The 26,775-nt window shown below is 62.8% G+C and carries 23 protein-coding genes and 1 tRNA gene; 13 read left to right on the top strand and 11 right to left on the bottom strand.

Annotated features, from left to right (window positions below; genetic code table 11):
* Window positions 1-21: 21 nt before the first annotated feature.
* The 5 genes from ACFT1A_RS06780 to ACFT1A_RS06760 all read left to right on the top strand — a co-directional run bounded on the left by ACFT1A_RS06780 (window position 22) and on the right by ACFT1A_RS06760 (window position 4,917).
* Window positions 22-1,233 (top strand): acetyl-CoA C-acyltransferase, encoded by a 1,212-nt coding sequence (locus ACFT1A_RS06780; protein ID WP_378446345.1) that lies wholly within the window; start codon window positions 22-24, stop codon window positions 1,231-1,233.
* Window positions 1,230-2,153, top strand: a complete 924-nt coding sequence (locus tag ACFT1A_RS06775; protein ID WP_378446344.1) for an SDR family NAD(P)-dependent oxidoreductase — start codon at window positions 1,230-1,232, stop codon at window positions 2,151-2,153. Before ACFT1A_RS06780 ends, ACFT1A_RS06775 begins: the two co-directional genes overlap by 4 nt.
* A complete protein-coding gene (locus ACFT1A_RS06770) occupies window positions 2,150-2,974 on the top strand; it encodes a DUF1295 domain-containing protein (protein WP_378446343.1) in 825 nt (274 codons plus the stop codon). Before ACFT1A_RS06775 ends, ACFT1A_RS06770 begins: the two co-directional genes overlap by 4 nt.
* Window positions 2,971-3,837 (top strand): acyl-CoA thioesterase, encoded by an 867-nt coding sequence (locus tag ACFT1A_RS06765; RefSeq protein ID WP_378446342.1) that lies wholly within the window; start codon window positions 2,971-2,973, stop codon window positions 3,835-3,837. The genes ACFT1A_RS06770 and ACFT1A_RS06765 overlap by 4 nt, the downstream gene beginning before the upstream one ends.
* 81 nt (window positions 3,838-3,918) lie before the next feature.
* A complete protein-coding gene (locus ACFT1A_RS06760) occupies window positions 3,919-4,917 on the top strand; it encodes a winged helix-turn-helix transcriptional regulator (protein WP_378446341.1) in 999 nt (332 codons plus the stop codon).
* Between the two features lie 7 nt (window positions 4,918-4,924).
* Here the strand turns inward: ACFT1A_RS06760 and ACFT1A_RS06755 are convergent, their stop codons facing one another.
* Complete coding sequence (locus tag ACFT1A_RS06755) at window positions 4,925-6,304, bottom strand: LLM class flavin-dependent oxidoreductase (protein ID WP_378446340.1); 1,380 nt, start codon at window positions 6,302-6,304, stop codon at window positions 4,925-4,927.
* A gap of 243 nt (window positions 6,305-6,547) precedes the next feature.
* Between ACFT1A_RS06755 and ACFT1A_RS06750 the strand changes: the two genes are divergently transcribed.
* Both ACFT1A_RS06750 and ACFT1A_RS06745 read left to right on the top strand, forming a co-directional pair.
* Window positions 6,548-6,623, top strand: a tRNA-Arg gene (locus ACFT1A_RS06750).
* A gap of 49 nt (window positions 6,624-6,672) precedes the next feature.
* Window positions 6,673-7,635, top strand: a complete 963-nt coding sequence (locus ACFT1A_RS06745) for a formylglycine-generating enzyme family protein (RefSeq protein ID WP_378446339.1) — start codon at window positions 6,673-6,675, stop codon at window positions 7,633-7,635.
* Between the two features lies 1 nt (window position 7,636).
* Here ACFT1A_RS06745 and ACFT1A_RS06740 read toward each other — a convergent pair whose 3' ends face one another.
* Entirely contained in the window at window positions 7,637-8,554 is a 918-nt protein-coding gene (locus tag ACFT1A_RS06740) for a TauD/TfdA dioxygenase family protein (RefSeq protein WP_378446338.1), read from the bottom strand.
* A gap of 32 nt (window positions 8,555-8,586) precedes the next feature.
* On the bottom strand, window positions 8,587-9,255 hold the full coding sequence (locus ACFT1A_RS06735; RefSeq protein WP_378446337.1) for a TetR family transcriptional regulator: 669 nt from the start codon (window positions 9,253-9,255) through the stop codon (window positions 8,587-8,589).
* A 207-nt stretch (window positions 9,256-9,462) separates the two neighbouring features.
* Here ACFT1A_RS06735 and ACFT1A_RS06730 point away from each other — a divergent pair, with 207 nt between their 5' ends.
* A complete protein-coding gene (locus ACFT1A_RS06730) occupies window positions 9,463-11,799 on the top strand; it encodes an arylsulfatase (RefSeq protein ID WP_378446336.1) in 2,337 nt (778 codons plus the stop codon).
* A 73-nt stretch (window positions 11,800-11,872) separates the two neighbouring features.
* On the opposite strand, the gene ACFT1A_RS06725 is transcribed toward ACFT1A_RS06730, so the two are convergent.
* The 4 genes from ACFT1A_RS06725 to ACFT1A_RS06710 all read right to left on the bottom strand — a co-directional run bounded on the left by ACFT1A_RS06725 (window position 11,873) and on the right by ACFT1A_RS06710 (window position 15,761).
* Window positions 11,873-13,375: a DUF4153 domain-containing protein gene (locus tag ACFT1A_RS06725; protein ID WP_378446335.1), complete on the bottom strand. Its 1,503-nt coding sequence runs from the start codon at window positions 13,373-13,375 to the stop codon at window positions 11,873-11,875.
* A 108-nt stretch (window positions 13,376-13,483) separates the two neighbouring features.
* Window positions 13,484-14,479, bottom strand: coding sequence for a sensor histidine kinase (locus ACFT1A_RS06720; protein WP_378446334.1), 996 nt, complete (start codon window positions 14,477-14,479; stop codon window positions 13,484-13,486).
* Window positions 14,476-15,162, bottom strand: coding sequence for a response regulator transcription factor (locus tag ACFT1A_RS06715; RefSeq protein ID WP_317556162.1), 687 nt, complete (start codon window positions 15,160-15,162; stop codon window positions 14,476-14,478). Before ACFT1A_RS06715 ends, ACFT1A_RS06720 begins: the two co-directional genes overlap by 4 nt.
* Before the next feature lie 65 nt (window positions 15,163-15,227).
* Window positions 15,228-15,761 (bottom strand): NlpC/P60 family protein, encoded by a 534-nt coding sequence (locus ACFT1A_RS06710; RefSeq protein ID WP_378446333.1) that lies wholly within the window; start codon window positions 15,759-15,761, stop codon window positions 15,228-15,230.
* Window positions 15,762-16,012: 251 nt separating this feature from the next.
* Between ACFT1A_RS06710 and ACFT1A_RS06705 the strand changes: the two genes are divergently transcribed.
* A complete protein-coding gene (locus ACFT1A_RS06705) occupies window positions 16,013-17,107 on the top strand; it encodes a serine hydrolase domain-containing protein (protein WP_378446332.1) in 1,095 nt (364 codons plus the stop codon).
* Between the two features lie 21 nt (window positions 17,108-17,128).
* On the opposite strand, the gene ACFT1A_RS06700 is transcribed toward ACFT1A_RS06705, so the two are convergent.
* Window positions 17,129-18,346, bottom strand: coding sequence for an erythromycin esterase family protein (locus ACFT1A_RS06700; protein ID WP_378446331.1), 1,218 nt, complete (start codon window positions 18,344-18,346; stop codon window positions 17,129-17,131).
* Between the two features lie 113 nt (window positions 18,347-18,459).
* Between ACFT1A_RS06700 and ACFT1A_RS06695 the strand changes: the two genes are divergently transcribed.
* Entirely contained in the window at window positions 18,460-19,155 is a 696-nt protein-coding gene (locus ACFT1A_RS06695) for a TioE family transcriptional regulator (RefSeq protein ID WP_378446330.1), read from the top strand.
* A 31-nt stretch (window positions 19,156-19,186) separates the two neighbouring features.
* On the opposite strand, the gene ACFT1A_RS06690 is transcribed toward ACFT1A_RS06695, so the two are convergent.
* A complete protein-coding gene (locus ACFT1A_RS06690; protein WP_378446329.1) occupies window positions 19,187-19,834 on the bottom strand; it encodes a TetR/AcrR family transcriptional regulator in 648 nt (215 codons plus the stop codon).
* Between the two features lie 80 nt (window positions 19,835-19,914).
* On the opposite strand from ACFT1A_RS06690, the gene ACFT1A_RS06685 reads away from it, so the two are divergent.
* Window positions 19,915-21,453: an MFS transporter gene (locus ACFT1A_RS06685; RefSeq protein ID WP_378446328.1), complete on the top strand. Its 1,539-nt coding sequence runs from the start codon at window positions 19,915-19,917 to the stop codon at window positions 21,451-21,453.
* Here the strand turns inward: ACFT1A_RS06685 and ACFT1A_RS06680 are convergent.
* Entirely contained in the window at window positions 21,353-23,659 is a 2,307-nt protein-coding gene (locus tag ACFT1A_RS06680) for an ATP-dependent DNA ligase (RefSeq protein ID WP_378446327.1), read from the bottom strand. The genes ACFT1A_RS06685 and ACFT1A_RS06680 overlap by 101 nt on opposite strands.
* Before the next feature lie 147 nt (window positions 23,660-23,806).
* On the opposite strand from ACFT1A_RS06680, the gene ACFT1A_RS06675 reads away from it, so the two are divergent.
* Both ACFT1A_RS06675 and ACFT1A_RS06670 read left to right on the top strand, forming a co-directional pair.
* On the top strand, window positions 23,807-24,079 hold the full coding sequence (locus ACFT1A_RS06675; protein WP_230814438.1) for a WhiB family transcriptional regulator: 273 nt from the start codon (window positions 23,807-23,809) through the stop codon (window positions 24,077-24,079).
* Window positions 24,080-24,144: 65 nt separating this feature from the next.
* Window positions 24,145-25,050, top strand: a complete 906-nt coding sequence (locus ACFT1A_RS06670; protein WP_378446326.1) for a transporter substrate-binding domain-containing protein — start codon at window positions 24,145-24,147, stop codon at window positions 25,048-25,050.
* Window position 25,051: 1 nt separating this feature from the next.
* On the opposite strand, the gene ACFT1A_RS06665 is transcribed toward ACFT1A_RS06670, so the two are convergent.
* Complete coding sequence (locus tag ACFT1A_RS06665) at window positions 25,052-26,707, bottom strand: substrate-binding domain-containing protein (protein WP_378446325.1); 1,656 nt, start codon at window positions 26,705-26,707, stop codon at window positions 25,052-25,054.
* Window positions 26,708-26,775 lie beyond the last annotated feature (68 nt).

Below are 26,775 nucleotides of genomic sequence, written 5' to 3'. Positions count from 1 at the left end.
CTACTAATTGAAGGGTTGAAAATGACTGATGCTTTTGTCCTCGACTACGTGCGTACGCCGCGCGGTCGAGCATCGGCGCGAGGCGCCCTCCACGAACACAGCCCCGTGGATCTTGTGGTCCACCTGGCCAAGGCTCTGCAGGGTCGAACAAACCTCGCCGCAGAACAGATCGACGACGTAGTTCTCGGTTGCGCATCGCAGGTGGACGAGCAGGGCGCGAACATCGCGAGAACTGCCGCACTGCTGGCAGGTTGGGGCGACTCCGTTCCCGGAGCGACTCTCAACCGATTCTGCGCATCCGGAGTCGACGCAGTCGGCCAGAGCGCAGCCCGCATCCGTAGCGACGATGTTTCCCTCGTCGTGGCAGGCGGTGTCGAAAGCGTCTCCCGCACCCCGATGTTCAGTGATCGCGGGCCGCTGTGGACCGACCCGGCGACTATCGCGCAGATCGGCTCCATCCATATGGGTGTTGCCGCCGACTTGAATGCCACGATCGAGGGGTACTCCCGCGACGAGTTGGATGCCTACGGCGTCGAAACCCAGCACAAGGCTGCCGAAGCGTGGCGCAACGGGGCGTTCGAGCGGTCGGTTGTACCTGTTCCCGGAAGAAACGGTGAGGCGGGAATCGCGCACGACGAACTGGTCAGGGCAGACACGAGTGCAGAGGGACTCGCCGCACTTCCGGCTGCATTCGAAGGACTCGGCGCCGGGGGTCAGGACGCTCTCGCGCTCGCCGCGTACCCAGAGGTCGGAAAGATCGAGCACCTGCACACCGTCGGATCCTCTCCCGCCATGGCCGACGGAGCCGCACTCCTGCTCCTCGGGTCCGAGAAAGCCGCTGCCCGAGCCGGTTTGACACCTCGCGCACGGATCATCGGTTCCGCGTCGACATCGGTGAATCCGGTTCTCATGCTCACGGCAGGTCAGAGCGCCGTGGAGGCCGTCATCGCGCGAGCCGGACTGCGTCCGCAGGACATCGACGTGTTCGAGTTCGCGGAAGCCTTCTCCGCGCTCTGCCTGCGGTTCCGTCGCGCTCTCGACGCCGGGCCGGACCGGATGAACCCCAACGGCGGAACAATGGCGATGGGCCATGCCTTCGGCGCTACCGGAGCAATTCTCGTGGGCGCGTGCGTCGACGAACTGGTTCGAAGCGACGGGCGATACGGCGTGGCCGCGGTCAGTGGCGCTGCAGGCGTCGGAGTTGCCGTGCTCGTCGAACGGATCGCCTCATGACCGCCAGTGCACTCTCCGGTCGCGTTGCCGTCGTCACCGGAGGTGGCAAGGGCCTCGGCCGTGCCGTCGCGCTGCATCTGGCAAGCCGAGGCGTCACGGTGATCGTCAACAATCGAAATCGCACGCTCGATTCGAGCGGCCGAGGCCCCGCAGATCAGGTTGTCGACGAAATCCTCGAATCCGGTGGACAGGCGGTCGCCAACCACGACGACGTCACCGACCCCGACGTCGGTCGAAAGTTGGTGGACGACGCTCTCACTCGGTTCGGACGACTCGATTTCTGCATCACCAGCGCCGCGGTCAGCGGTCCGCAGATGCTCCACCGCACCACTGCCGAGAACCTCAGTACCGTCATCACGACAAACGTCGTCGGGACCGCACTGGTTGCAGCCGAAGCCTCCCGCGTGATGCGCGAAGCCGGGTTCGGACGCATCGTGATGATTGCCTCGACCGCAGGACTGCACGGTGAGCCCACCGTATCTGCTTACGCCGCAAGCAAGGGAGCCGTGATCGCCCTGGGCCGCACCGCAGCGGCAGAAGGTGCGAACCGCAACGTCTTCACCAATGTCCTTCTTCCCTATGCCACTACGCAGATGACCGAATCCGGAATGAACCCCGAATTCATCGACATCATGGGAGCCGACTTGGTCGCACCGGTAGTCACCGCCCTTGTTGATCCCGAGTCCACTACCAACGGTCAGGTGATCGTCACGGCAGGCAATGGCGTGCGTTCGGCCGACGCCGTCGAGGGATCGACCGAATTCTTGCCTACCACCACCGAACTCGATGCCACGGCGCTCGATGGACTGCTCGTAGCCAGTCGACTCGGCACACCTCACACCTATCCGAGCGCACAGGAAGCCTTCGCGGACTTCGCTTCCGAACTGCTCGACCACCACAATCGGAAGGCGCACGCATGACCGACATCCCACTGGGCGATCTAGCGCTGAACTTCGGAGTGAGTGCCATCGCCGTACTCCTCTTCATCGCCGCAGTGATGGCCGTCGCCATCCGAATGAACAATCACTCGATCATCGATATCTGTTGGGGGCCAGGCTTCGCCGTCGTCGCCGTCGTCTCGTACCTGACGTCCATCGGATCGGAAGGAAACGATCTGCGTCGCCTCGTTGTCCTTGCGCTGACCGTGGTGTGGGGGATGCGACTGGGGTTGTACATCGGCTTCCGAAACCGGGGGCACGGGCAGGACAAGCGCTACACTGCCCTGCTCAAACATCAACAGGGACCGTTGGTTCCGTTCCTGATTCGGAAGATCTACGGACTCCAAGGCGTCCTCATTCTCGTGGTGTCGCTGCCTGTCCAGTTCGCGATGTACGAGTTTCGTGCCCTCGGCGTCGTCGGCGCGATCGGTATCGCCGTCTGGGCCATCGGCTTCGCCTTCGAATCGGTTGGCGACTACCAACTTTCCCGCTTCAAGGCTGATCCTGCCAATACCGGAAAGGTGATGGATCGTGGATTGTGGTCCTGGACTCGGCACCCCAACTACTTCGGCGATGCATGCGTCTGGGTCGGATTGTTCCTCCTCGCACTCGGTGATCCACTGGCGCTGATCACGATCATCTCGCCGATCGTGATGATCAAACTGCTGGTGAGCTACAGCGGTAAGGCGTTGCTCGAACGTGGCATGCGCAAGAGCAAGGGACAGGCTTACGACGATTACGTCGCCCGGACCAGCGGATTCTTTCCCCGTCCGCCCCGCCCGGCACGAAACCACGCGTCGTGACCGCCCCCACGAGTGGCCTCGCCGACGTCTTCGACCTGGAATCGACCGGCCCGGACCGGTGGCAAGGGTCGAACGACGGTGTTCGGCTTCCTCAGTTGTTCGGCGGCCAACTGGTCGCGCAGTCGATTCTCGCGGCCGGACACACGGTCACCGACGGCAAAGCGATCAGTTCCGTCCACACGCACTTCCTTCGCCCCGGGTCGACGAATTGCGCCACCGAGTTCTCGGTCGATCGCCTTCGCGACGGAAAGCGCCTGTCCACCAGAGGCGTCGACGTCCACCAGGGCGGACGACTGGTCTGCCGTTCGACGGTCTCGGCCTCCTCGATCGACGAGGGCATCACTCACAGTCGAGCCGTCCCCGCAGCACTCCCACCCGAAGAGTGCGTGACGTTGCAAGAGTTGGCCGAGGCGGACGGTGGGCTGGGAGAAGTGTGGGAGGAGTTCTCCGCCATCGAGATTCGTGTGTCCCCACTCGATTCGCAGTCCCCCACGACACATTCGGCGGCGCCTCCGCGCAACATCTGGATGCGTTCGGCGCAGCGACTGAGCGAAGATCCACTGATTCACGTCGCTGCTCTTGCTTATGCCAGTGATTTGATGTTGATGGCCACCGCTTTGACTCCGCATGGATACGACATCGGGCAGGAGCACTCGCTCGACACGGATTGGACGGGAGTGTCCCTCGATCACACGATGTGGTTTCAGCGCCCCGTGCGAGCGGACGAGTGGCTGCTCTTCGAGCATTCGACCCCCACAGCTCATGCCGGCAGAGCGGTCGTGAATGCCGCTGTCTTCGATCGATCCGGACTCCAGATCTGCCAGATCACTCAGGAAGCGTTACTCATTGCCCGTACCGAGTGATTCCCGACTCTTTCTGCAGACCACTCGGTACGCTCTCGCGGTGCCACTGGGTTCACGGCCTATGATTTCGGGGTGGTACGAGTGAATGCAACCGACTCTTCGACACCCACCGCGTCGGCGGGCGTCACCGAGTTGCCCGCAGGCGGACCCAACGCACTGGCCGTCACGCTCGGGTTGTTGGGGGACGAGTGGAATCTCTGGATTCTGCGGTTCGCCCTGTTGGGGTCGCGGCGCTACAACGACTGGCTGGCATTGGGGGGAATCTCCAACTCCGTGTTGTCCGCACGGTTGGCAATCCTGACGGCCGGCGGAATGCTCGAGCGTCGTGAGTATCAGCAGAACCCACCGAGGCACGAGTACGCGGTCACTCGCAAAGGGCAATCGATCTGGCCCGTCCTCATCACCATGTGGTCGTGGGAGAAGCAGTGGGCGCCCAATGAAACCGCGCCACTACCATCGCTGCGGCACAGCACATGCGGAAACGACTTCACCCCGATCCTGCGTTGCAAGGAGTGCGGCGAGGACGTGGACGTGCGGTCTCTGGACTCCGAAATGGGCCCGAGTGGCGACTTCTCACGCAGTGTCCCCGAAGCAACATCGCGTCGACGCTCCACCAAGTCCGAACGCCGTCCGGAAATTCTGGCTCACACGATGGAACTCGTCGGCAATCGCTGGTCGGCGGCGATCATCGGTGCCGCGTTCCGAGGCGCTCGCCGGTACGGAGAGTTCGCCGAGATCACCGGCGCTCCACCGGCGATAGTCGCGGATCGTTTGAAGCACCTCACCGAGATCGGTGTGATGGAAACGCGTCCGCTTCCGGATCGCCCACAGTGGTCCGAGTATCGACTCACCGCCAAGGGGACGGCCTACTTCCCCGTCGTGATGTGCATGATCTCCTGGGGTCAACGTTGGTTCAGATCGGCGGACGGCCCGGACATCGTTCTCCATCACAAGGCCTGCGGTAAGCGGTTCGAAGCAAGGCTCGGGTGCAGTGTGTGCGGTGAGGAATTGAGGTCTTCGGACATCGAGGCGGTCGACCTCACCACCTCGGTCCACGTACCCGGGTCCGGCTGGTCCTGAGGTCCGCTCAGCCGGCAGTGCGGATCCGGTCGAAACTCCGGCCACGGTGTTCGAGTGGCAGCCTGTCGCCTCTCCCGAACAACTTGTTGCGCAGTGTCCCCTCGTCGTAGTCGCTCTGGTAGGCGCCCCGCTTCGTCAGCTCCGGAATCACATGCTCCACAATGTCTTCGAAGGTTCCAGGAGTCACCGCGTACGCGAGATTGAACCCGTCGACGTCGGTCTCGGCAACCCACTCCTGCAACTCGTCCGCGACTTCCGCACCGGAACCGACGACGATCGGTCCCAGCCCGCCGATACCCGCCCACTCCGCGATGTCCCCCACCGTCCATTCACGGCCCTTCTCGTCGGCCTGACGAAACGATGCGACCGCGGATTGAATGGCATTGCTTTCGACGTTTCCGATCGGCTCGTCGGCTCGGTATCCGGACAGGTCGATCCCCATCCACCCCGAGGTGAAGACGAGTGCACCTTCACTGCTCGCGTAACTGCGGTAATCCTCGAGTTTCGCCTGAGCCAATTCGGAGGTTCGGTCGGTGATGATCGTCAACAGCGTGTAGATCCGGGCCGAGTACGGATCGCGGCCCACCTTGGTCAGCTCGTCTCGGATTCGGGTGACGGTGTCTTTGAGAATCGCCTTGGTCGGCGCACCGACAAAAATTGCCTCGGCATTCTCGGCGGCGAATCGAACCCCGCGAGGCGACGCGCCGGCCTGGAAGATGACCGGCGTCCGCTGTGGGGACGGTTCCGAAATGTGGATGCCCGGAACCGTGAAGTGCTTGCCTTCATGCTCGATCGGATGAACTTTGGACGGGTCCGTGTAGACCCCGGTGGTTCGATCACGCACCACCGCATCGTCTTCCCACGACGTTTCCCACAGCTTGTAGAGGACTTCGAGGTACTCGTCCGCGTGGTCGTAGCGATCGTCGTGTTGGAGTTGGTCGTCCTCGCCCATGTTCCGTGCGGCCGACGGGAGGTACCCGGTGACCACGTTCCACCCGATTCGCCCGTTCGTCAGGTGATCGAGGGTGCTCAAACGCCGAGCGAACGGGTACGGATGCTCAAACGCTGTACCAGCGGTGATACCGAAGCCCAAGTGCTCCGTCACGGCAGCCATCGCCGACGCCAGCAGCAGTGGGTCCGAGACCGGTACCTGCGCGCCCTGCCGCAACGCTGCGTCGTGGTTCCCGCCATAGACGTCGTAGGTTCCCAGGACATCTGCCAGGAAGAGTCCGTCGAATCGTCCACGCTCGAGGAGTTTCGCCAACTCCGTCCAGTACCTCAGATCCGTGTACCTGGACGACTGGTCCTCGGGGTGGCGCCACAGACCTGGCGATTGGTGGGCGACGCAGTTCATGGCAAAGGCGTTGAAGCGGATTCTGCGGGTCATTCCCGCACCATGCCGCGCCTGCTCGGCAGTGACCACCATTGCGATCAGTACGATCGGTTCGGCCGGCACCTTGCACGCGATGACACCGTCGACTTCGCCACCGCGTCGGCGGGCCGCTACACTGACTAGCGCAGCTGTGACGTCTGGGGCTTCGTGCCGATAGGTCGAGCGGATGCAACGGCAGTATCGGGAAGCGAAAACCCCCGCAGCACAGGGTTTTCAGTGCTTGTCGGTATGCTCCCCGCCCTCGTAGCTCAGGGGATAGAGCATTCCTCTCCTAAAGGAAGGGTCGCAGGTTCGAATCCTGCCGAGGGCACCAGGTGGGACTCTCCCCACACCGGCGCGACCAACGTGCGATTCTTGAAATCATGACGATGCCTCACTCCACGACTACTCCCCCGAAGAACATGTCTTTGATCCCGGGTGGGACGTACTGGATGGGCTCCGAAGACTTCTATCCCGAAGAACGCCCAGTTCACCAGGTCACAGTCGACGGATTCTGGATGGACACGACGGCGGTGACGGTCGCCGAGTTCCGACGCTTCGTGAAGGCAACCGGCCACGTCACCACAGCGGAAATCGCCCCGGATCCCGCCGACTATCCCGACGCCGATCCAGCCCTCCTCGTTCCGGGATCGTTGGTCTTCAATTCACCACCCGGCCCTGTTCCACTCGACGACTACACCCAGTGGTGGTCGTTCACTCCCGGTGCCGACTGGCGCCATCCCGAGGGAGCTGACAGCAATATCGGGGGACGTGAACGGCACCCCGTTACTCACGTGTCGTACTTCGACGCCCAGGCCTATGCCGCGTGGGCCGGCAAGGAACTCCCGACCGAGGCCGAGTGGGAGTTCGCCGCCCGCGGCGGACTCGATCGCCAGGCCTACGTGTGGGGCGATCACGACTCGCCGGGTGGGCGGCCTGGTGGCAATGTCTGGCAGGGCCAGTTCCCGTGGGAGAACCTGCTCGAGGACGGGTACGAGCGCACCGCGCCGGTCGGAAAGTTCCGGCCCAACGGCTACGGACTGCTCGACATGGCCGGGAACGTGTGGGAATGGACGGCCGATCATTACACGTCCGACCACGCCCACAGTTCCAAGAATGTCGCGCCTGCCTCTTCGTGCTGCATTCCGCGCAATCCCCGCGCGGAGTTCGCCACCGAGGTCTTGACGGGCGAACCCTACGCACGACGGGTGATCAAAGGCGGCTCACATCTGTGCGCGCCGAACTACTGCTTGCGGTACCGCCCTGCCGCGCGGCAGGGCGAGTCCGAAGAGTCCTCGACCTGCCACGTCGGCTTTCGGTGCATCATCCGCATTCCGCAGACGTAGTTCAGAAGGGCACGTCTCCGAGGATTGCCACCCGCTCCATGACACGGCGATGAGGGAAGTAGTCGCTCGCCGCGTAGTGCTGTGTTGCCCGGTTGTCCCAGAATGCAATCGAATTCGGCGCCCACTTGAAACGGCACTGGAAGTCCGGGACCTTGACCTGCGCAAACAACAGGTTGAGCAGATCGTTGCCTTCGGCAGGATCCATGTCCGGAATGTGGGTGGTGAAGAGGCTGTTGACGAACAGCGTCTTACGCCCGGTTTCCGGATGCTTACGGACCATCGGATGCAGAACCGGTGGGTACTGCTCCTTCATCTGCTCCAACTTCTCCGGACTCATACCGCGTCCGAAGGACGGCACGAAATCGTGAATGGCGTCCTTGCCGTCGATCAAGTCCTTGATCTCGTCCGGGAGGCAGTCGAAAGCATTTCCCATATCTGCCCACAACGTGTCACCGCCGGCCGGCGGCACGTCGATCGCCCGAAGGACCGAACCGAGCGGCGGTGTCTTGGTCCAGGTGACGTCGACGTGCCAAATGTTCTCGGTGCCTGGACTGTCCTCTCCGCGTTCGAATCTGACGACGGCCGGGACCTCTCCCTGCGGGAGAAGTGGATGAATCTCGAGTTCGCCCCAATGGGCGGCGAAGTCACGATGATTCAGACTCGAAATCGGCTGGTCGCGGAAGAAGACCACCTTCCATTCGAGTAGGGCCCGACGTAGATCCTCGATCTGATCCTCCGACGGATCACGTAAGTCGATATCGCTGATCTCGGCACCGATGAACGGTGTGACGGGCGTCAGAGTGAACCGCTCGTACGGGTTCGATTCAACGCCTTCCGGATTTCGCCGCATTCCGCGTGGCCCGAATTCGATTGTGTGATTGCCGATTTGAACTGTGCGCGATGATGTAAGGGTAGCCATCAAATGACTCCGTCCTGTCGTGTCCTGAAGGGTCACACGTCAGTCGACGCGTGCACCCGCTGTGCTCGTGTGCGCTTGTGTGTGCTTTGGGGTGCAGTCAGGGCTCCCACCGCGAGATCGACCAGATGGTCCACCGTCGTATCGAAATCCGCCTGCACAACCGGGTTTTCGTCTTCGCGGCGCTGCTCGAATATGGCCAGCGCGGACACACTCATGTTGAACGACAGGTCGATCCGTTCGACCGCGACGCGGCGGGGCAGATGCGGCAATGCCCGCGTCAGTCTGCCGACAACTTCGTTGATCCCCTCGCTGACCTCACGGAACTCGGCGCTCTGTGTATCCACCGACGGCGAGACCCTCGCAATGAACCTCGCATAGTTGGAACCGTCGACCGTCGCCATGAAATCGGCCAGCGGATACAGAAAGGCTTCGACCAACGCGCGGACCAGGTCAGTCCGCCCATTGGCGTCGATGTCGTCGAGATACGTCAGTCGCGCTGCATTGATCTGATCCATCCGATGGCGGAATACTGCCAGCACCAGACCGTCTCGCCCACCGAAGTGATACTGAACCGCAGAGTTGTTTCGCTGCCCGGCCGCAGTCGCCACGTCCCTCATGGACACTTCGTGAATACCGTGCTCGGCAAACATCCGTTCAGCGACGGCGATCATGGCGTTCTTGGCGTCCAGCGAGGCGGGCATACACCGACCATATAAGTCGCTGTCTTAATTTCGCAAGACCCAACCCCTGTGCGCGATGAGGGAGTACAGGGACTCCTTAACCACTCACGGGGGGTGATAGTCCCAGTCAGCGAGACCTACGGCGTCAACGGAATCCGGACCGATACGCTTTCAAATTAAGACGACTGCTTAATCGACCCGGTTTTGCACACGCCAAGGAGCCTGCTGGTGAATCGCCATTCCATCCCGATCATCCCCGAGACGCCGAACGTCGCGGCCGCCGTGTACTACCCCGATCAGAATCCCCCGTACACCCGCCCGGAACCGCTTCGCCCACCCGTCGGGGCACCGAACGTGCTACTGATCATGATCGACGACGTCGGATTCGGGGCGCCCTCTGCCTTCGGCGGTCCGTGCCGCACACCCACCGCCGAGCGTTTGGCCGAGACCGGCGTGAAGTACAGCCGATTCCATACCACCGCTCTGTGCTCACCGACGCGCGCTGCCACGTTGACCGGGCGCAATCACCACAGCGTCGGCATGGGAGTCATCTCCGAAATGGCGAACGCTGCACCGGGATACAACGGGACCCGGCCCGCTTCCGCAGCGACAGTTGCCCGCGTCTTGCAGGGAAACGGCTATGCGACGGGCGCTTTCGGCAAGATGCACCAGACCCCGACTTGGGAGACAACCGCCGCGGGGCCGTTCGATCGTTGGCCGGTCCGTGAGGGTTTCGACAAGTTCTACGGTTTCCTCGGCGCCGAGTCCGACCAGTTCACGCCAGTGCTCTACGAGGACTTCACCATGGTGGACTTGCCGAAGACACCACAGGAGGGATACCACCTGTCCGAGGACCTGGTCGACCACGCGATCGAATGGGTCGAGGGTGTCAACACGATGGACCCGGACAAGCCGTGGTTCTGCTATCTCCCGTTCGGCGCTTGCCATGCCCCACTTCAGGTCCCGGACAGCTACCTGGACAAGTACGTCGGCGAATTCGATCACGGCTGGGATCGCCAACGCGAGATCACCCTCGAAAAACAGAAGGAACTGGGCGTCGTCGCTCCTGATACCGAGTTGGCCCCGTGGGCTCCGGGGCTCCCGCACTGGGACGAACTCGACGACGATCAGAAGAAGGTTTCGGCCCGTCTGATGGAGTTGTACGCGGCGTTCCTCGAGCACACCGACGACGAGGTCGGCAGGCTCGTCGACCGGTTGCAGGACATGGGTGTACTCGACAACACCCTGGTGCTCTACATGATGGGTGACAACGGCGCTTCCGCGGAAGGCGGCATGGAGGGCTCGTTCAACTACCTCGCCGGCCTCAACGGTTACAAGAGTGCGACATCCGACGTGCTGGCGCGCTACGACGAATTGGGAACCGAAACCAGCTACCCGCACTACCCGGCGTCGTGGGCTCTGGCCCTCGACACCCCGTACCAGTGGGCCAAGCAGGTCGCGTCCCACTACGGCGGTACCCGAAACGGCCTGATCGCCCGCTGGCCCAAGGGGATCGACAAGCCCGGAATCAGGGAACAGTGGCACCACTGCGTCGACATCACGCCGACAATTCTGGAAGCGGCCGGTATTCCGGCACCGACCAGCGTCGACGGCGTCGCCCAGAAACCGATGGAGGGTGTGGCGATGAACTACACTTTCGCCGAGCCCGACGCCGAAGAGCGCCACACCACACAGTATTTCGAGATCTTCGGCAATCGCGGAATCTATGATCACGGCTGGACCGCGGTCACCGCGCACCGCGCACCCTGGCTGATGGCGACTCACGGCCTCGAGCTCACCCCGATGAGCGAAGACCGTTGGGAGTTGTACGACACATCGGTCGACTGGTCGCAGGCACGCGATCTTGCAGACGAGCATCCCGAGATCCTTGCCAGGCTCAAGGACAAGTTCCTCGTCGAGGCCGCCAAGTATCAAGTACTGCCGCTGGACGACAGAACGGTCGGCCGTCACGCCACCGCGGAATCACGACCACCACATCCGCTGATGGGCCGTAAGACCCTCACGCTGTACCCGCACATGAACGGCCTGGTCGAGAAGGCTGCACCGACGTTCTTCAACCGCTCGTACACGCTGACCGCGAGCCTGGGCAGCGTTGCGGACGGCATGCTGGTCAGCCTCGGTGGTCGGTTCGGCGGATTCGCTTTGTACATACTCGATTCCGTCCCGGTCTACTGCTACAACTTCAGCGGTGGAGGCCGAACCTACGTTCGTGGGCCGGGTCAGCTTAGTGCCGACGCCAGCGAGGTATCCGTTCACTTCGAGTACGACGGCGGCGGAATCGGCAAGGGCGGAATCGTCTCCCTGAGCGTTGACGGCGAGGTGGTCTCCGAGGGCCGGATCGAGAAGACCACGCGGGCGATCTTCAGCATGAACGAACAGCTCGACGTCGGCATCAACCGGGGAAGCCCGGTCTCGGAGGAGTTCGCCGAGCACGGCACCTTCCGTTACGGCGGCACGTTGCACAGCGTGACCATCGACTTGCGCTCCACCCGCGACGTCGTGTCCGCGACGGAACGGGAGAAGATCTCACTCGCCGTGCATTGATCGACCCGGCGGCGCTCGCCGATTGTGCAGCCGCGCGCTATATCTGCCGCGCGGCTGCACAATCGCTCTGCGTCTATCCGACCGTGTACATCTGCAGGCATGGCCCCACTGGGCGAGTCTCCACGATGTCGCGGGCCTTCTCACGCGCCGCGTTGAACTCCCAGGGCGCACTGTTACCTGGCACTCCGAATCGATACCTACTCAACGCACACGAGCGCTGCGGCTCCGGTAGTCGATCCAAAGCAGGCACCGCGTCGACGGAGAGCCCGTGCAGGTAGGAGACGTCGATGCTCTTACCGCCCTCGAACCGCTCCACGTTCTTTTGCGCGATGTACGCGTCGGGGTTGAACACAGCGAATGCCAGCAGAGCAAGGGCAGAGGTGGCGAGAACAGCTGTGGGTAGCCACTTCCCGGACATCCGGATACCCGCGACGAGCAAGAGCACGAACACGAATCCCAGAAGCAGCTCTGTCGCGAAAACGCTGACGCGCAGCACCGTGAAACCGTACTGATTCTCGTACAACCACATCCGGTGCACGGCGGATGCCACGATCACCAGGCTGAAGAGGCACAGTGCACCCAACAGACCGCGGGCCAAACGCCTCGATCCAGCATCGCGACGGTCGATGAACCGCACTGCGACGGCGATGACGAGCAGCGTGAGCACGGTTACCGCCATGAGCTGCCAGAAACCCTCGCGCGCGTAGTCCGCATAGGTCAGTCCGTCGGTCACCTGAACGTGCTCGTCTCCCCCGAACAGCGTCTTCGTCTGCACTGCAACAAAACCGAGGAACAGGACGTTGAGCACGCCGAGCGGGACCGCCCATTCCCACATCGGTAACGGCGTCGCCGGCGCAGGTGCAAACGCGTCCACCGTCGGCGTTCTACGACGCAGATACACCGCAACCAGTGTGCCGAACGCCATCACGACGCCGGCGAAGATCCGTGCGACCGGGTTCGACACCGAGATGGCCGGAGCGAAGCCGCCGAAGATCTTCGCGAACTCCGGATCCGCACTCACGAACAGAGATCCGAAGATCAGCAGGAGGACAACCGACACTGCGCTCACGACGATTACTCGCGCCGCCGGCACCCGCGGAGCAGAGCGGGTAGCGAGTTTTCGACGACGAACGAAGTTGACCGTCCGGTGGGGCGCCCGCCAGGGTGCCAACGTTCCCAGGAGTATCCCGGTCCACGTCCGCCCGCCGATCAGAGTCCACGTGAACAGAACCCACGCCGCTACGACGCAGATGAACACCAACCACTCTGCACCGCGAACGGCGGCAACGCCCAGTAGTGCAAGCATCCCGATGGCGGCGACCCACTGCGTCACGGTCATCCGCGGCGACGTCAGAATCCCGAAGACGATCACCACACCGGCACCCACGATCACGTACGCGATACTCACGAACCACGGGTCGAGGATCAGGGCGGCAAGCACCCCTACTGCGCCCGCGCCGACGAGCATCGAGCGGGTGGCCATCGACGTTCGATCGGGGCGCCAGAACCGGCTGGGACGCTTGGGTTTTGCGGCCTGCATCGGCGGCTTCGGTGGAATAACTATCGGAGCGCTCATGTGATCTCCTATGTTTCGGGTTCAAATTTTCGGGTTCGGAAGTACAGACGAATGCCGATGAAGGCATGCGCCATCGCGAGATCTCTCGATCTCGTCAAAGTCTTTGATTCAGTTCTGCGGCAGCACTACTCGAATGCAGCATCCCGACGGGGCATCGACGACGGCGATCCTGCCGTCATGTAATTCGACTGCCCACTTCGCGATCGCGAGACCGAGCCCGGTGCCCCCGTCTGTCGATCCGCCGCGGATGAAGCGGTCGAACACTCGCTCTCGGGCTTGTGGTTCGATGCCGGGGCCGTCGTCGTGCACGTCGAGCACCAACTCCCCCGCGCTACCGGTGCGTACTCGGATGGCCACTTTGGTGTCGACGTTCCCGTGCTGAACCGCGTTGTCCACCAAGTTGGTCACCACCTGATGGAGGCGATCCGGATCGGCTACCACGGACAATTGCGGGGGCTTCACGTCTATCTCGATGTCGCCCGCACTCACACTCGACAGCTCGCGTAGGAAGGGCTCGACCTCGAAACGGCAGCGCTTCAACGGCATTGCGCCGCCTTCGAGTTTCGAGAGGTCGAGAAGGTCGGCCACCAACGCGCCCAGTCGTTCCGTCTGCCGCAGCGCCGACTTCATCATCGCCGGATCCGGTTCTTCGACGCCGTCGACGACGTTTTCGAGCATGGCCTGCAAAGCGGTGATGGGCGTGCGTAATTCGTGGGAGACGTTTCCGATCAGCTCGCGGCGGTACCGGTCGTCGGCCCCGAGGTCCTCGGCCATCCGATTGAACGCATGGGCGAGTTCGCCTACTTCGTCGCGGGAAGTCGCTCGCACTCGCCGCGAATAGTCTCCTTGTGCCATGGCCTTCGCCGCTGCTGTCATCTCACGAAGCGGCGAGGTCATTCCGTGTGCAAGGACCTGCGTAACAGCCAGAGCGACAATCAAAGCTGTCAGCAAAGCGAATCGATACGGTTGTTGCGACGTCAGCCAGAACCCACCGGAGGCGAACAACAGTGCTGCGACAACCAAGAGCCCGACCTTCACCTTGAAGGATCGCATCGGGTCCAGCGGCCGCGGCCACCGCGCAAAGAGTCTGTCGACGCCGCTCATCGCGGCACGTCCCAGGCGTACCCGACGCCGTGAACAGTCCGGATCACGGAAGGTCCGAGCTTGCGTCGTAACGCCTTGACGTGGCTGTCGACGGTCCGACTACCCGCTCCTTCGCCCCAGCCCCAGATCTCCTCGAGCAGCGACTCCCGTGGGATCGCGGCTCGCGGTCGCTCTGCCAGGTAGGCGATGAGATCGAATTCGGTGCGGGTCAGATGGACTTCTTGGGCATCACGGCGCACTCGACGCTCGGTCAGGTCGATCACGACGTCACCGAACTCGAGGAGGTCGGTCACCGGACGAGCGGCATGCTCCGCACGATCAGCGCGCCGAAGCAACGCCTGCACCCGGGCGACGAGGACACGCATGCTGAACGGCTTGCTCAGGTAATCGTCGGCCCCCACACCGAGACCGATCAGCATGTCGGTTTCATCGGCACGAGCGGTCAGCATCAGCACGGGCACCGGGCGCACGGCCTGGATGCGGCGGCACACTTCGAGGCCGTCGAATCCCGGCATCATGACGTCGAGCACCACCAGGTCGGCATCCATCTGCTCGCAGCGCGCCACCGCACTGGGACCGTCGAACGCCAGCTCGACGTCGTAGCCCTCGGCGCGCAGCCTCGCCGCGATGGACTCGCAGATACTGACCTCGTCGTCGACCACGAGCACTCTTCGCTGACTCATGGAACTGACTGTATTCGGCCGTCGTGGATGAACCTGGGAGGACTTGTGAAGGTTCTGTGCAGGTTCTAGAACCTGCGGATGTTGTTGATCGGCAGATCCGTGAGGGGTGTCAGTCCGGTCGGAACACCAACACCGTAGGCGTTGAACACCATTCCGAACCCAGCGTAGATACCGACGTGCGTCGCTCCGGGATAGAACGTGATGACGTCGCCGGGAGCGAGGGCCCACCGCGGAACCGGCTGTCCGACGTTGGCCTGCTGCTGACTGGTCCGTGGCAGATTCACCCCGGCCTGCCGAAACGCCCATTGCACCAGCCCGGAGCAGTCCCACGAGTTCGGCCCGACGCCACCCCACTGGTAGGGCTTTCCGGTCTGAGTGCTCGCCGCTGCCAGCGCGATCAGGCCTGCCGGACTCGGAATGGGCAGGGCGGCTGAACCACTGCTGATGCTGCCCGTGCTCCCCAGGCTGCCGGAACTCCCACTACTACCGCCGCTGCCGAGACTTCCCGGGTCGGCCGAGGTAGGGGCAGCGGAGAGCAACAGAACACTTCCAGTCAGCAGAGCTGCGACCGTTCCCTTGCGGAGTGTCGACTTCTTCATGCATCCGTCCTTCGTGGGAGTCGTTTCGGCGCGCGGCAGCACACCTCGATAGCCGTGAACTGGTAAGACACGTGAAAACAAACACTTCGTTCGGATGTTAACGGCGTAGACGTGGTGTTCGGACAGGAATGATTGATCCGATTTGTCGGTTTTCGACAAACAGGCCTTACGTCCCGGCCTGGCAGAAAGATCAGGGAATGATGGGGGATTTCCTGGATCCCGTGGCACGACGAAATCCATAGATTCGACTCATGCGTTCATACCTCCTCCTCGCCGCGGTCATCATCGGAGCCACCACGGCGCTGGTCGGTTGCTCGACGCTCCAGCGCGCTGTGGAGATTCAATCGGATCTCGACGGGCTCACCAGGTCGGGCGTCGTCGGGTCGATCGCAACACTCGACGACGCCACCACGTCGGCTGTCATGACCAGCGGGGTGCCCAACCGGACAAACGGCGATTCGATCGGCAAGAATGATCGCGTCCGGATCGGAAGTGTGACAAAAACATTCACAGCTTCGCTCGTTCTGCAGTTGGTGGCCGAAGGCAAGGTCGACCTCGACGCACCGATCGAGCAGTACCTTCCGGGGCAGATACATGGGAGCGGCACGGACGGCAGCACGATCACCGTGCGGCAGCTGCTGCAACACCGCAGCGGCCTTCCCGAGTTCGCCGGTGAGCCCGGAGCCGACGAATGGATTGCCGCAAACGAGGACCGAACGCTGACGCCTTCCGCTGCGGTCGCCATCGCCCTCGGCAAACCGGCGCAATTCGTTCCCGGAACGTCGTTCGTCTACACCAACACCAACTACATCGTTCTCGGGATGCTCGTCGAATCCGTGACCGGCCGCAGCTACGCCGATGAACTTCAGTCTCGGATACTCGACCCGCTGCATCTGGGAGACACGTACCTCCCGCCGGCCGGTGAACGCGACATCAGGGGCGATCATCTGACGGGCTACCAGGATCTGGGAGGTGGCCTGACCGATGTTTCCCGGACCGAACCGTCGATCCCCTGGTCTGCCGGTGCGATGGTGTCGACGGGCACAGACCTGAACGTCTTCTGGCGGGCACTACTCGACGGGCAGGTGGTGCCGGCCGCGCAGCTTGCCGAGATGACCACTGGGCAGGTCGCCGCCACCGAAGCCGAGGGGCTCGGGTATGGGATGGGCGTCAGCGCCACCGAACTTCCTTGCGGCGTCACCTTTACCGGCCACAGCGGCGGGATTTACGGGTACTACACCTTGTCCGGTGCGACGCCGGATCGTGCATTCACCGTGACGCTGACGTCGACGCCGAAGGACCAACCGGACACTGTCGCGATGCTCTCGCATGCTCTCTGCCCCTGAAACGGCTTGCAGTACTGACAACTACCAGTACTGATGACGCTGCCCGTCGGTATCGGCGACGAAGATGACCGCGTCGGCGCCGTCCAACTCCGACGGTTTCAGCGGCAGATGGCCTGGCAGGATCGCCTCGCCCGCGGCGATCGACGGGCCGAGCGCGGCTCGCAGGGCCGGCGTCGGAAACAGGGCCCGGCGGGTTGTCGCATCGGCCAACGCACCCTGCAGCGTGCCCGGATCACTGTCGGGATTGGCATCGGTTGCCACGAATACGTAACGCTCCCCGAGGACAAGTCCGACGAGTGAACCGGCGCTCCCCCAACTGACCACATCCTCGCTGACCGGCATCTCGGACTGCACTCGCAGGAGATGAGCGTTGTGGGCGAACAGCAGGCTCGGCCCGCGTCGCTGCTCCTGGGCAACGACGGCCAGCAGGTTCTCCGCCATCATCTCGGCGCGCAGGCTGAGCAGGGTTCCGATGCGATCCGGAGCGGAACGCGCCATCGCGGCGTGGTATCGCAGGAGTCCTACAGCGGTGCGTGCGTGTGCGAGGGCCAGGTCGTACCCGTCCGGGTCGGCGGGTCGCAGCGCGGGCGCAGCGCGCCTAAGGATGCTGCCGAGGTCGTCCGCAATGATGCGCAGGAGGCGAGCATGATCGGATTCACCGATGGACGCAGCCGGATCGAACATCGCCGCCGGGTTGGTCCAGTCGGTGTCCTGCCCGAGCAGAAGGTCGATGTCGTCGAACGAATGCGGCCGCATCGCAGCGGGCAGGAAGTCACCTATCGCTGACAGTGCGCGGCGTGGGCTCGGGGCGCCGGAATACTCGACCGGAGCATCGAAGCCGTAGAAGCGAACTCGGTCGGCCGGAGCGCGGCCGTGGTTGTACTCGCGTAGCCATTCGACGAGTTCGCGGTTACCCGGTACCGCGCCGAATCCGTGGCTGAAGCCTGTGGCGAGGACTGTCTCGATGTCCGCCTCTCCCCCGCTCACGTAGTCGTCGACAAGGAATGCCGCAAAGACATCTGTTTCGAGCACAACCGACCGATACCCTCGTTCGACCAGCTGGCCGAGAAGTTCGTTGCGCAGCAACGGAAAAGCCTTGATCCCGTGAGTCGGCTCGCCGAGGGCGAGCAGAGTCGGCGCCTCGCTTCGCGCTGCGAGCAGTTCGTCGACGACGCGACCAAGACTTGCCGAGTCTTCGAGTTGGCGGCCGATCTCACTCAGTGTCGAGGCAGTAGACATGGATATCCCTTTCGAAGGTGGACTGCCTTCGACAGTATCGTTGAAGATTCGAGTGAAACTTTCACAACAATTACCTGGGGCAGATCGCTGAAAGCCTCAATCGGAGGTGATCAGTGCGGCCCATCGACCTTGCCCGTGAACACGGCTTGTCCGCACAGGCGATCCGCAATTACGACGACGCCGGCATCCTTCCTCCGACCGAGCGCAGCAACACCGGCTACCGGCGCTACACGCCTCTTCACGCGCAGGCCCTGCGTACTTTCCTTGCGTTGCGCAGCGGTCACGGACACCAACAAGCTACGGAAATCATGCGGGCAACCAATCAGGGCGACACCGAGTCCGCCTACCGCCTGATCGACAGTGCGCACGTGACGCTGCTCGCCGAGCGTGGCACCCGCACCGAGGTAGCCACAGCGCTGGGGACTCTGTCCACCACGGCACCGGCACGCGTGCGTGGTCCAGCATTGACGGTGGGTGAGCTCGCGCGCCGTCTCGGCGTGCATCCAGCCACACTGCGCACCTGGGAAGAGCACGGCATTCTGCGTCCAGAGCGCGAACGATCAACGGGTTATCGCGAATACGGGCCGGAGTGTGTGCGCGACGCCGAGATCGCAAGGCAACTGCGACGCGGCGGCTACCGGCTGTCGCAGGTCGCCCAATTCGTCGATTCGCTGCGCGAGGCCGGCGGCGCGGACGCATTGGCAGCGTTCCTCGACTCCTGGCAAGACCGGCTGACCACACGCAGTCGCAACCTTCTCGCCGGCGCAGCTCAGCTCGATGCCTATCTCACGATGCTGGATCAGACCTAGCAGGGTTCCGGATCGACAAACGAACAAGGCGTCAGTTCACAAGCCGCGCAAGGCTCCTCACCATCTCACTGACGGTGTCGGTCGACGGCCACGGGAACTCCGGGAGATCGGCACGCAACATCACCTGCCCGTGCAGCGAGGTCCAGATCGACACGGCATCGACAAAAGTGTCTGTGCTGGTTGACTTCCCAGCGGCGACACACACGTCGAGATTGGTCACCAGGGTATTGAACGCGGCCAGCCCTCTCGTATCCGATTGCGGCGATTGACCTTTCGGCCTGGACCACCCGAACAAGACCCGATACCGAGCAGGCTCGGAAATGCCGAACTCGACGTACGCCGAGCAACCGGCATACAGGCCCTCGACAGGGTCGGAATGCGCGGCCACTGCGTCGACTACGGCGAGATGCAACTGCTCCAGCGATTCGGAGACAACCGCTTCGACAATGGCGTCACGATCGGAAAAATGTCCATAGATAGACGGGGCAGAGATCCCGACCTCGCGAGCGACCGATCGAAGCGTCACCGCCTGATCCGATCCGGTGCGGGCGATGAGCGTCGCCGCTGCGGCAACGATCTCTCCACGCAGTCGTGCACCGCTTCCTCGCGGATTTCGGGCGCGAGAACTCCGAGTATCACTGTTTTCAGTTTCATCGGCGCCCTCGGGAACATGACTCACCAGACAAACTTTACACATGTAAGGCGAAGCGGTACGTTCTCATCACTAAACATCCGTAAGGTTACATTCGTAAGGAAATAATGAATTCTCTGGAACCCACTGACCGGCGACGATGGGCAGCACTAGGCGCCCTCTGCACTTCCCTCGTCGTCGTCACGATCGACAACACCGTCCTCAACACCGCCATCCCCACCCTTGCCCGCGAACTGCACGCCACCACCGTCGACCTGCAATGGATCAACAACGCGTACACACTGGCGTTCGCCGCCTTACTCATCACTGCGGGTGGACTGGGCGCGAGATTCGGTCACCGGCGAGTACTTCTGACCGGCCTCACACTTTTTGCCCTCGGGTCTGCCTGCGCTGCCCTCTCTCACACCTCGCTGCAGCTGATCGGTTGGAGAACAGTCATGGGAGCAGCCGCCGCACTGGTCATGCCCGCGACGCTGTCACTTGTCGTCGCGATGTTCGCCCCGCACGAGAGAGGTCGGGCGATAGGCATCTGGTCTGCAGCCGCCGGACTCGGAATCGCGATCGGTCCGGTAGCCGGTGGCGTACTACTCGAACATTTCAACTGGGGCAGTGTCTTCTGGATCAACCTCCCACTGGTCGCCGGTGTGATCGCCGCGACGGTTTTTCTTGTGCCCCCGGCAAGAGGCATCACGAAGGGCTCGTTCGACATCCCCGGGCTCCTGTTGTCCGCCGGCGGACTGGCTTTGATCGTGGATGCCCTCACCCAGGCAAGCCTTCGCGGATGGTCGTCGACCGTCACCCTGGTGGAGATCGTCAGCGCAACAGCACTTCTCGCCGTATTCATTTGGTGGGAGCTGCGGGCCTCGGCGCCGATGACCGACGTGCGCATCTTCACCAGTCGAGTGTTCAGCATCTCCAATGCCATCTTGGCCGTAACGTTCTTCGCCCTTTTCGGAGTTCTCTTCACGTACACGCAATACCTCCAATTAGTTCGTGGTTACGGTCCATTGGTCGCCGGCGTCGGTGCAGTTCCGTTTGCGATAGTGATGGCGGCTGTCGCCTCCAGCAGCGATCGTATGGTCGGCCGATTCGGCGTGCGCAGTTCGATCGCGAGCGGTCTCGCAGTCATGTCCGTGGGACTGTTGGTCCTGTCGATCGCAGCGGATAGGTACGCACCGTTCGGAATCCTGGCTGCGATCATGGCACTGGTCGGCGCGGGGATGGGGTTGGTCATGGCTCCGGCCACAACCACGTCGATGTCTTCGGTTGCGCCCCAGCAGGCTTCGATGGTCAGTTCGATCAACAGCGTCGTGCGAGAGTTGGGTGGAGTTCTGGGCGTCGCCGTCATCGGGACGGTCGTAGCCACCGTTTTCCGGTCCCGCTTCGAACCCGGAGTCGACACTTCCACAGCCGATCTGGCGCAGATCCATGCCGGAGCTCCCCCAGCGAGTGCCTTGACCGACGCAGCGAACCAGGCTTACACCTCGGCGATGAGTACCGGAATCCAAATCTGTGCCGCAGTCGCGTTCGTCGGTGCGTTGGCCGTCATTGCACTGTTTCCCGCACCACGTCGTTCGGTTTCTTGTCCTCCCGCAGACCTCGCCAACTCGGATGACGCAGACGCTCGGTCTTCGTCCAATCCATGAACCGCACCTCACCGACGAGTTCCGGTTTCACCCACACTGCTCCCTTGCGGTCGTCGGCGGGCAGTTCCTCCCCGAACGGACTTTCCTTCTGACGCAGCGGTTCCAGTGTCGCAAGTAAAGACTCCAAGTCGCGATCACTGAAGCCGGTGCCGACGCGCCCCACGTAGGTCAACCCGTGCTCGCCCGGAATACCCATGAGCAGCGCGCCGATTCCCTGCGCTCGATTGCCCTGTCCGGTGCGCCACCCACCGATCACCACCTCCTGGGTGCGCCAGTTCTTCACCTTGATCCAACTCGACCCGCGCCGACCCGGAAGGTAGACCGATGCACGACGTTTGGCGACAATTCCTTCCCACCCGGCAGCGGCACTCACCTCCAACGCGTTCTCCGCCGTACCCTCGATCTGTGGGGGCACCTCGAGTTCACCGACCTTGCCCGCCAATGCATTCAACACGGTACGGCGATCCGAATAGGACTTCCGCAGCAAAGACACTCCGTCGAGGTACAGAAGATCGAAGGCCAGAAAAACCGGATCCCCACCGCGCTGCAGCAGACCGAAATCGGTGACACCCGCCTCGTTGTACGCCACCACTTCACCGTCGAGAACCACCTCATGACCGTCCAGGATCTCGGCCAACCCCGAAAGGGCGGGATAGTCCCGAGTCTTGTCGTTACCCGCGCGACTGCGGAGTGACATTGTGCCCGAACGATATTCGAGAATTACCCGAATACCGTCCCATTTTCCTTCGAAAGCCCACTCCTGCGGGTCGAGGCCCTCGAGCGTTCCAGCGGTGGCAAGCATCGGCTCGAGATTGTTGGGAAACTCCGTTCCGAAACTCGCGTTCTGATCCTTCATCAGATGCATCAACCACTGGTTACCCTTTGTCCGGATCAGCGCGAACCGTCCCTGCACCCGCTCCCCACTCAAGCGCACGATCACCTCGTCGTCACGCCACTTCTCGGTCTCGTATGTTCCGGAATCCCAGATCGTCATCGAACCGCCGCCGTACTCCCCCTTCGGAATCGTGCCCGAGAACGTGGCGTATTCGAGCGGATGATCCTCGGTGTGCACGGCCAAACGGTTCTCTCCAGCACTGGTCGGCACGCCCTTCGGGACTGCCCAGGATACGAGCACACCGTCCCGCTCGAGACGTACGTCGTAATGCAATCGCCTGGCGTGATGTTCTTGAATCACAAAGGTATTGCCCGCTGTCTCCTTGTCCACCGCAGCCGGGATCGGCTTGTCCACCGCAGCCGGGATCGGCTCGGGCGTCCGATCAGCCGATCGTTTGTTGCGATAGTGCGTCAACGTGTCGGCCACAGCCGTCGAGACGGGCGGATCCAAGTCGCGCAGCAGATCACCGTCTGATTCGACGCGCTCCAGAACCTCGTCGAACAGCAGGTGGCGCAGCTTCGGATCGTCGAGTTCGTCCCAACTACGCGGCGCGGCAACATAGGGTTGATCGCGACCGCGCATCGAATAGGGCGCAATGGTGGTCTTGGCGGCGTTGTTCTGACTCCAGTCCACGAAAATCTTGCCGGCCCGGACATTTCGAGCCATCGTTGCGGTGACGAGATCCGGGTGAAGCTTCTCCAATCCGGTGGCGATCTGCTTGGCAACAGTCGACGCACCACTGCCGTCCAAAGTTCGATCCAGCGGAACGTAGAGGTGGATTCCCTTGCTACCACTGGTTACCGGATAGGCAGTCCACCCCAGAGTTGCAACCAGATCTCGAATCGACCTCGCCACCTCGGCGCACTCGGCCAACCCCACGCCCTCACCCGGATCGAGATCGAACACCAGTCGTGTCGCCGGGCCTCGCTCGGAACCGTCGAACCGCCATTGGGGAACGTGCAATTCGAGTGCCGCCTGCTGCCCCAACCACGCCAGCGATGCAACGGAATCGAAGATCGGATAAGTGACAACACGATCCGAGTGTTGCAGCGACGCTCGGGTAAGCCACTGCGGCGCAGACGACGCAAGGTTCTTCTCGAAGAAGGACTGGCCGTCGACACCGTTCGGCCAACGCTTACGAGTACCCGGCCTACCGACGACGTGCGGAAGCATGACTGCGGCGATACGGGTGTAGTAGTCGATGACTTCGGCCTTCGTGGTCCCACTCTCGGGGTAGAGGATCTTGCCCAGATTGGTCACGGGCACGGTTGTGCCGTCGAGAGTGATCTGACCCCGATCCGTCGTTGCCATTTCCTCATTGTGCTGGAAATCGCTGTGTCTGGATACCGCTGTGTCTGGATACCGCTGCGTATGGCAGTAGAAATCTGGTGGATCGGAAACCTGCCGCCGCGCAGGGCCACGGGCGAGACTGGATTCTCGATGGGAGAGGAGACCACGATGACAGTTCGCAGTTCCCCGGGGCCGTTAGTGGAGAACAACTGGCGGATGTTCGCCACCTGTAAGACGGTGGACCCGGCGGTGTTCTATTCGCCAGGAGAAGAACGCGGACGCAATCGGGCCGCTCGGGAAAGTTCCGCGAAGCAGGTGTGCTTCCGCTGCCCCGTCATCCGGGACTGCCTGACTTTTGCACTCGAGACCGCTGAACCGCACGGAGTCTGGGGTGGGACGACGCCGTCGGAGCGCCTTGCGCTACGACGCTCAGCTGCGTGAACACCTCTCGCACGAGACCCCCGTCACGTCCATACCGGACAAACAGGCAAGATGGCCTTGTGCCTATGACACGACGCGCTGTTGCCGTGACCGCGATCTTCGCTTCCTCGATCTTGTTGGGCTCGTGTTCGTCGCAGCCGGAAGCACCTGCGGCAGCGGATACCACGACCACGGTTCCCGAGGCCTTCACCAAACTGCCCTCGACCACCGCAGTGGACAAGTGCGGACCCCAGAGCGGGACCACCCTCGAAGACGGTGTCTTGACCATCGCCACCGATTCACCGGCATACGCACCGTGGTTCGTCGACAACAATCCGTCGAACGGCAAGGGCTTCGAGGGCGCGGTGGCCCGCGCCGTCGTCGACAAGCTCGGATACACCGCCGAGCAGGTTCGCTTCACCACGGTCGCCTTCAACGACGCTTTGAAACCGGGCCCCAAGAATTTCGACTTCGACGCCAATCAGTTCACGATTTCCGGGGAACGCCGCGAGAACGTCGACTTCAGCTCGCCGTATTACGCAGTGGCGCAGTCGGTGATCGCCTCACGCGGAAGCAAAGCCGCTGGTGCAAAGAATCTTGCGGATCTTGCGGGCTACCGCTTGGGCGCTCAGACGGGTTCCACCAGCCTCGCGGCGATCACCGACACGATTGTTCCGACCACTGCGCCACGCGAATTCGCGACCACGGACGACGCGAAAGCAGCGCTGGCCGCAGGCGAGATCGAGGCGCTGGTCGTCGACATCCCGACGGGATTCCACATCACCGAGAACGAACTCCCCGGGTCCGTCATCGTGGGTCAGTTTCCGCGGCCCAACGCGGTCACCGAATTCTTCGGTTTGGTGCTCGAGAAGAACAGTCCACTGACCGCGTGCGTCTCTGCCGCCGTGGATGCGCTCTACGCCGACGGCACCCTAGAGAAGCTCGCGACCGAATGGATCACGGACAGCGCGGACGCACCCGTACTCGAGTAGTTCAGCCGGCGCGCCCACTGATCGCGCCGACGAAGACCTTCGGGATGTCTGCCGGTGTCGGAGCGAAGTGACTGTTGCCGCCGGTGAGAGCCGAAATCTGCTCGAGCACATCGGTATCGGCGTCATCGGTGACGCCGATGGTGATGATCGGCACCGGGCGCGTCGGGTCCTGTTCGCGAGTCAGGGTGTCGAGAAGTTCCTGCAGCGCGATACCTGCCGGATCGTCGTTGGCACCGTCGGTCAGCAGAATCACCGAATTGATCGAGGCCGGATCGTAGGACTGTTGCACCGACCGATACGCGGCGAGAACGCTGTCGTACAAACCTGTTCCGCCGCCGACGATCGAAGAGAGATTGTCGATCTGAGACAGTAGTTTGCTCCGATGGTCCGTCTCGCCTTCCGTTGCATCCATACGGGCGATGGGTTCGAGTTCGCGGTAGTCCGTCCCGTCACCGAGGTCCACGGAGAATGCCCAGAGGCCCAATTGTGCGTTGGCGGGAAACATTCGGATCGCGATGTCGCCGGCCTGCGCGGTCGCGGCCATTCGAGTGATCCCGTCCTGCATGTAGTCCATGGACCCCGAGACGTCGACAACCGCCAATGCGCGCGATGGTCTGGACAGAATCTCGTACCGCGCCAGGGCTTTGGTGACCACAGCCGGATCGGACGGCACCAGCGACACAACCTTCCCCACTCCGCCGGCGACCAGTGGGGCCTGATCCGCGCCGCGGAACCCCAGGCCGGCGAGCACGGAGCGTCCGGTGTCCGACGTCAGAGCCGCCGCCAGTAGTTTGCCGGCTTCGTCTGTCCTCGACGAGTCTGCGCCCACACTTGCCATCGGGTAATCCATGAAGACCGAACCGGACGTCGGTACCGACGCGGTGAGTCCACTGCCCGCATGCGCGGCGAGATAAGCCTCGAAGGTCTGCTCGGTAGTCACCGCGGTCCCGCCGTCCGCGTCCACGGTTTGGATGCGTCCGGTCGAACCGGTTTCCTTCAGATTTCCGAACTGCGCTTGCGCCACCGGTACCAGGGCTGCCGAAATGGACGTGAGGTCTCCGCCCCGCGCCTGGGTCTCGGCAAAGGCAGCCACGATCGGAGCGCTGGAGACGGCGCTGGTCAAGGGATCGCCGATGTGCAGCGCTGGAGAGCCAAGGACATCCGTCCATGCGGCGGGCGTCTCGGCCCCAGGCGCCGAGACGGTGACGACCGGGGTGGACGCGACCGAACTGCTGATCCGGCGGACTTGCCGGCCGCTCGCCGAAACCTTGTCCAGCCATTCACTCGAATCAGGGATCCACAGCCCGGATGCCGTACCGTCGGCGATCGCCGCGACGGTGAGCGCGGGATCTTGCGGCGTCACGCGCAGTGACGTGCACCCGAGATCCGCAGCGGGAATGGCAGCGGCGACGGCTTCGAGCGCTGAGGCGATCGACGGATCCGCCGCGACAGGCACGGTTTCCGGGTTGTCACAGTTGGTTGCCGTCGCCGCCGCAGCGGCGCCCACGCCAAGTTCTCCCTTGTCGCTGACGCTTTTGAACGTCACCGCAAATGCTGCGGTTCCACCGACTGCAACTACCGCCAGGAGTCCGATCAGAACCTGCACGGATCGAGGCATGGACGCAGGTGGTGCGCCGTACCCGTGACGAGACGACATTGAGCGAATCCTTTCCGGCGGGACCCGCACCAATAACCAACCGATGCCTGGTTTATCCCGCCGAAAAG

It is taken from the genome of Rhodococcus sp. NPDC057135, from assembly GCF_042670865.1.
In the GTDB taxonomy this organism is placed as follows: domain Bacteria; phylum Actinomycetota; class Actinomycetes; order Mycobacteriales; family Mycobacteriaceae; genus Rhodococcus_F.
The sequence above is the reverse complement of the archived record's forward strand: the minus strand, read 5'-3'. Positions and strand labels throughout refer to the sequence as shown.

Bases quoted from the DNA above. Each gene is read 5' to 3' on its own strand.
- ACFT1A_RS06780 (WP_378446345.1), top strand. From the start codon at position 22: ATGACTGATGCTTTTGTCCTCGACTACGTGCGTACGCCGCGCGGTCGA.
- ACFT1A_RS06775 (WP_378446344.1), top strand. From the start codon at position 1,230: ATGACCGCCAGTGCACTCTCCGGTCGCGTTGCCGTCGTCACCGGAGGT.
- ACFT1A_RS06770 (WP_378446343.1), top strand. From the start codon at position 2,150: ATGACCGACATCCCACTGGGCGATCTAGCGCTGAACTTCGGAGTGAGT.
- ACFT1A_RS06755 (WP_378446340.1), bottom strand. From the start codon at position 6,304: ATGACCCGCAGAATCCGCTTCAACGCCTTTGCCATGAACTGCGTCGCC.
- ACFT1A_RS06745 (WP_378446339.1), top strand. From the start codon at position 6,673: ATGACGATGCCTCACTCCACGACTACTCCCCCGAAGAACATGTCTTTG.
- ACFT1A_RS06740 (WP_378446338.1), bottom strand. From the start codon at position 8,554: ATGGCTACCCTTACATCATCGCGCACAGTTCAAATCGGCAATCACACA.
- ACFT1A_RS06735 (WP_378446337.1), bottom strand. From the start codon at position 9,255: ATGCCCGCCTCGCTGGACGCCAAGAACGCCATGATCGCCGTCGCTGAA.
- ACFT1A_RS06725 (WP_378446335.1), bottom strand. From the start codon at position 13,375: ATGAGCGCTCCGATAGTTATTCCACCGAAGCCGCCGATGCAGGCCGCA.
- ACFT1A_RS06720 (WP_378446334.1), bottom strand. From the start codon at position 14,479: ATGAGCGGCGTCGACAGACTCTTTGCGCGGTGGCCGCGGCCGCTGGAC.
- ACFT1A_RS06715 (WP_317556162.1), bottom strand. From the start codon at position 15,162: ATGAGTCAGCGAAGAGTGCTCGTGGTCGACGACGAGGTCAGTATCTGC.
- ACFT1A_RS06710 (WP_378446333.1), bottom strand. From the start codon at position 15,761: ATGAAGAAGTCGACACTCCGCAAGGGAACGGTCGCAGCTCTGCTGACT.
- ACFT1A_RS06705 (WP_378446332.1), top strand. From the start codon at position 16,013: ATGCGTTCATACCTCCTCCTCGCCGCGGTCATCATCGGAGCCACCACG.
- ACFT1A_RS06700 (WP_378446331.1), bottom strand. From the start codon at position 18,346: ATGTCTACTGCCTCGACACTGAGTGAGATCGGCCGCCAACTCGAAGAC.
- ACFT1A_RS06685 (WP_378446328.1), top strand. From the start codon at position 19,915: ATGAATTCTCTGGAACCCACTGACCGGCGACGATGGGCAGCACTAGGC.
- ACFT1A_RS06680 (WP_378446327.1), bottom strand. From the start codon at position 23,659: ATGGCAACGACGGATCGGGGTCAGATCACTCTCGACGGCACAACCGTG.
- ACFT1A_RS06675 (WP_230814438.1), top strand. From the start codon at position 23,807: ATGACAGTTCGCAGTTCCCCGGGGCCGTTAGTGGAGAACAACTGGCGG.
- ACFT1A_RS06670 (WP_378446326.1), top strand. From the start codon at position 24,145: ATGACACGACGCGCTGTTGCCGTGACCGCGATCTTCGCTTCCTCGATC.
- ACFT1A_RS06665 (WP_378446325.1), bottom strand. From the start codon at position 26,707: ATGTCGTCTCGTCACGGGTACGGCGCACCACCTGCGTCCATGCCTCGA.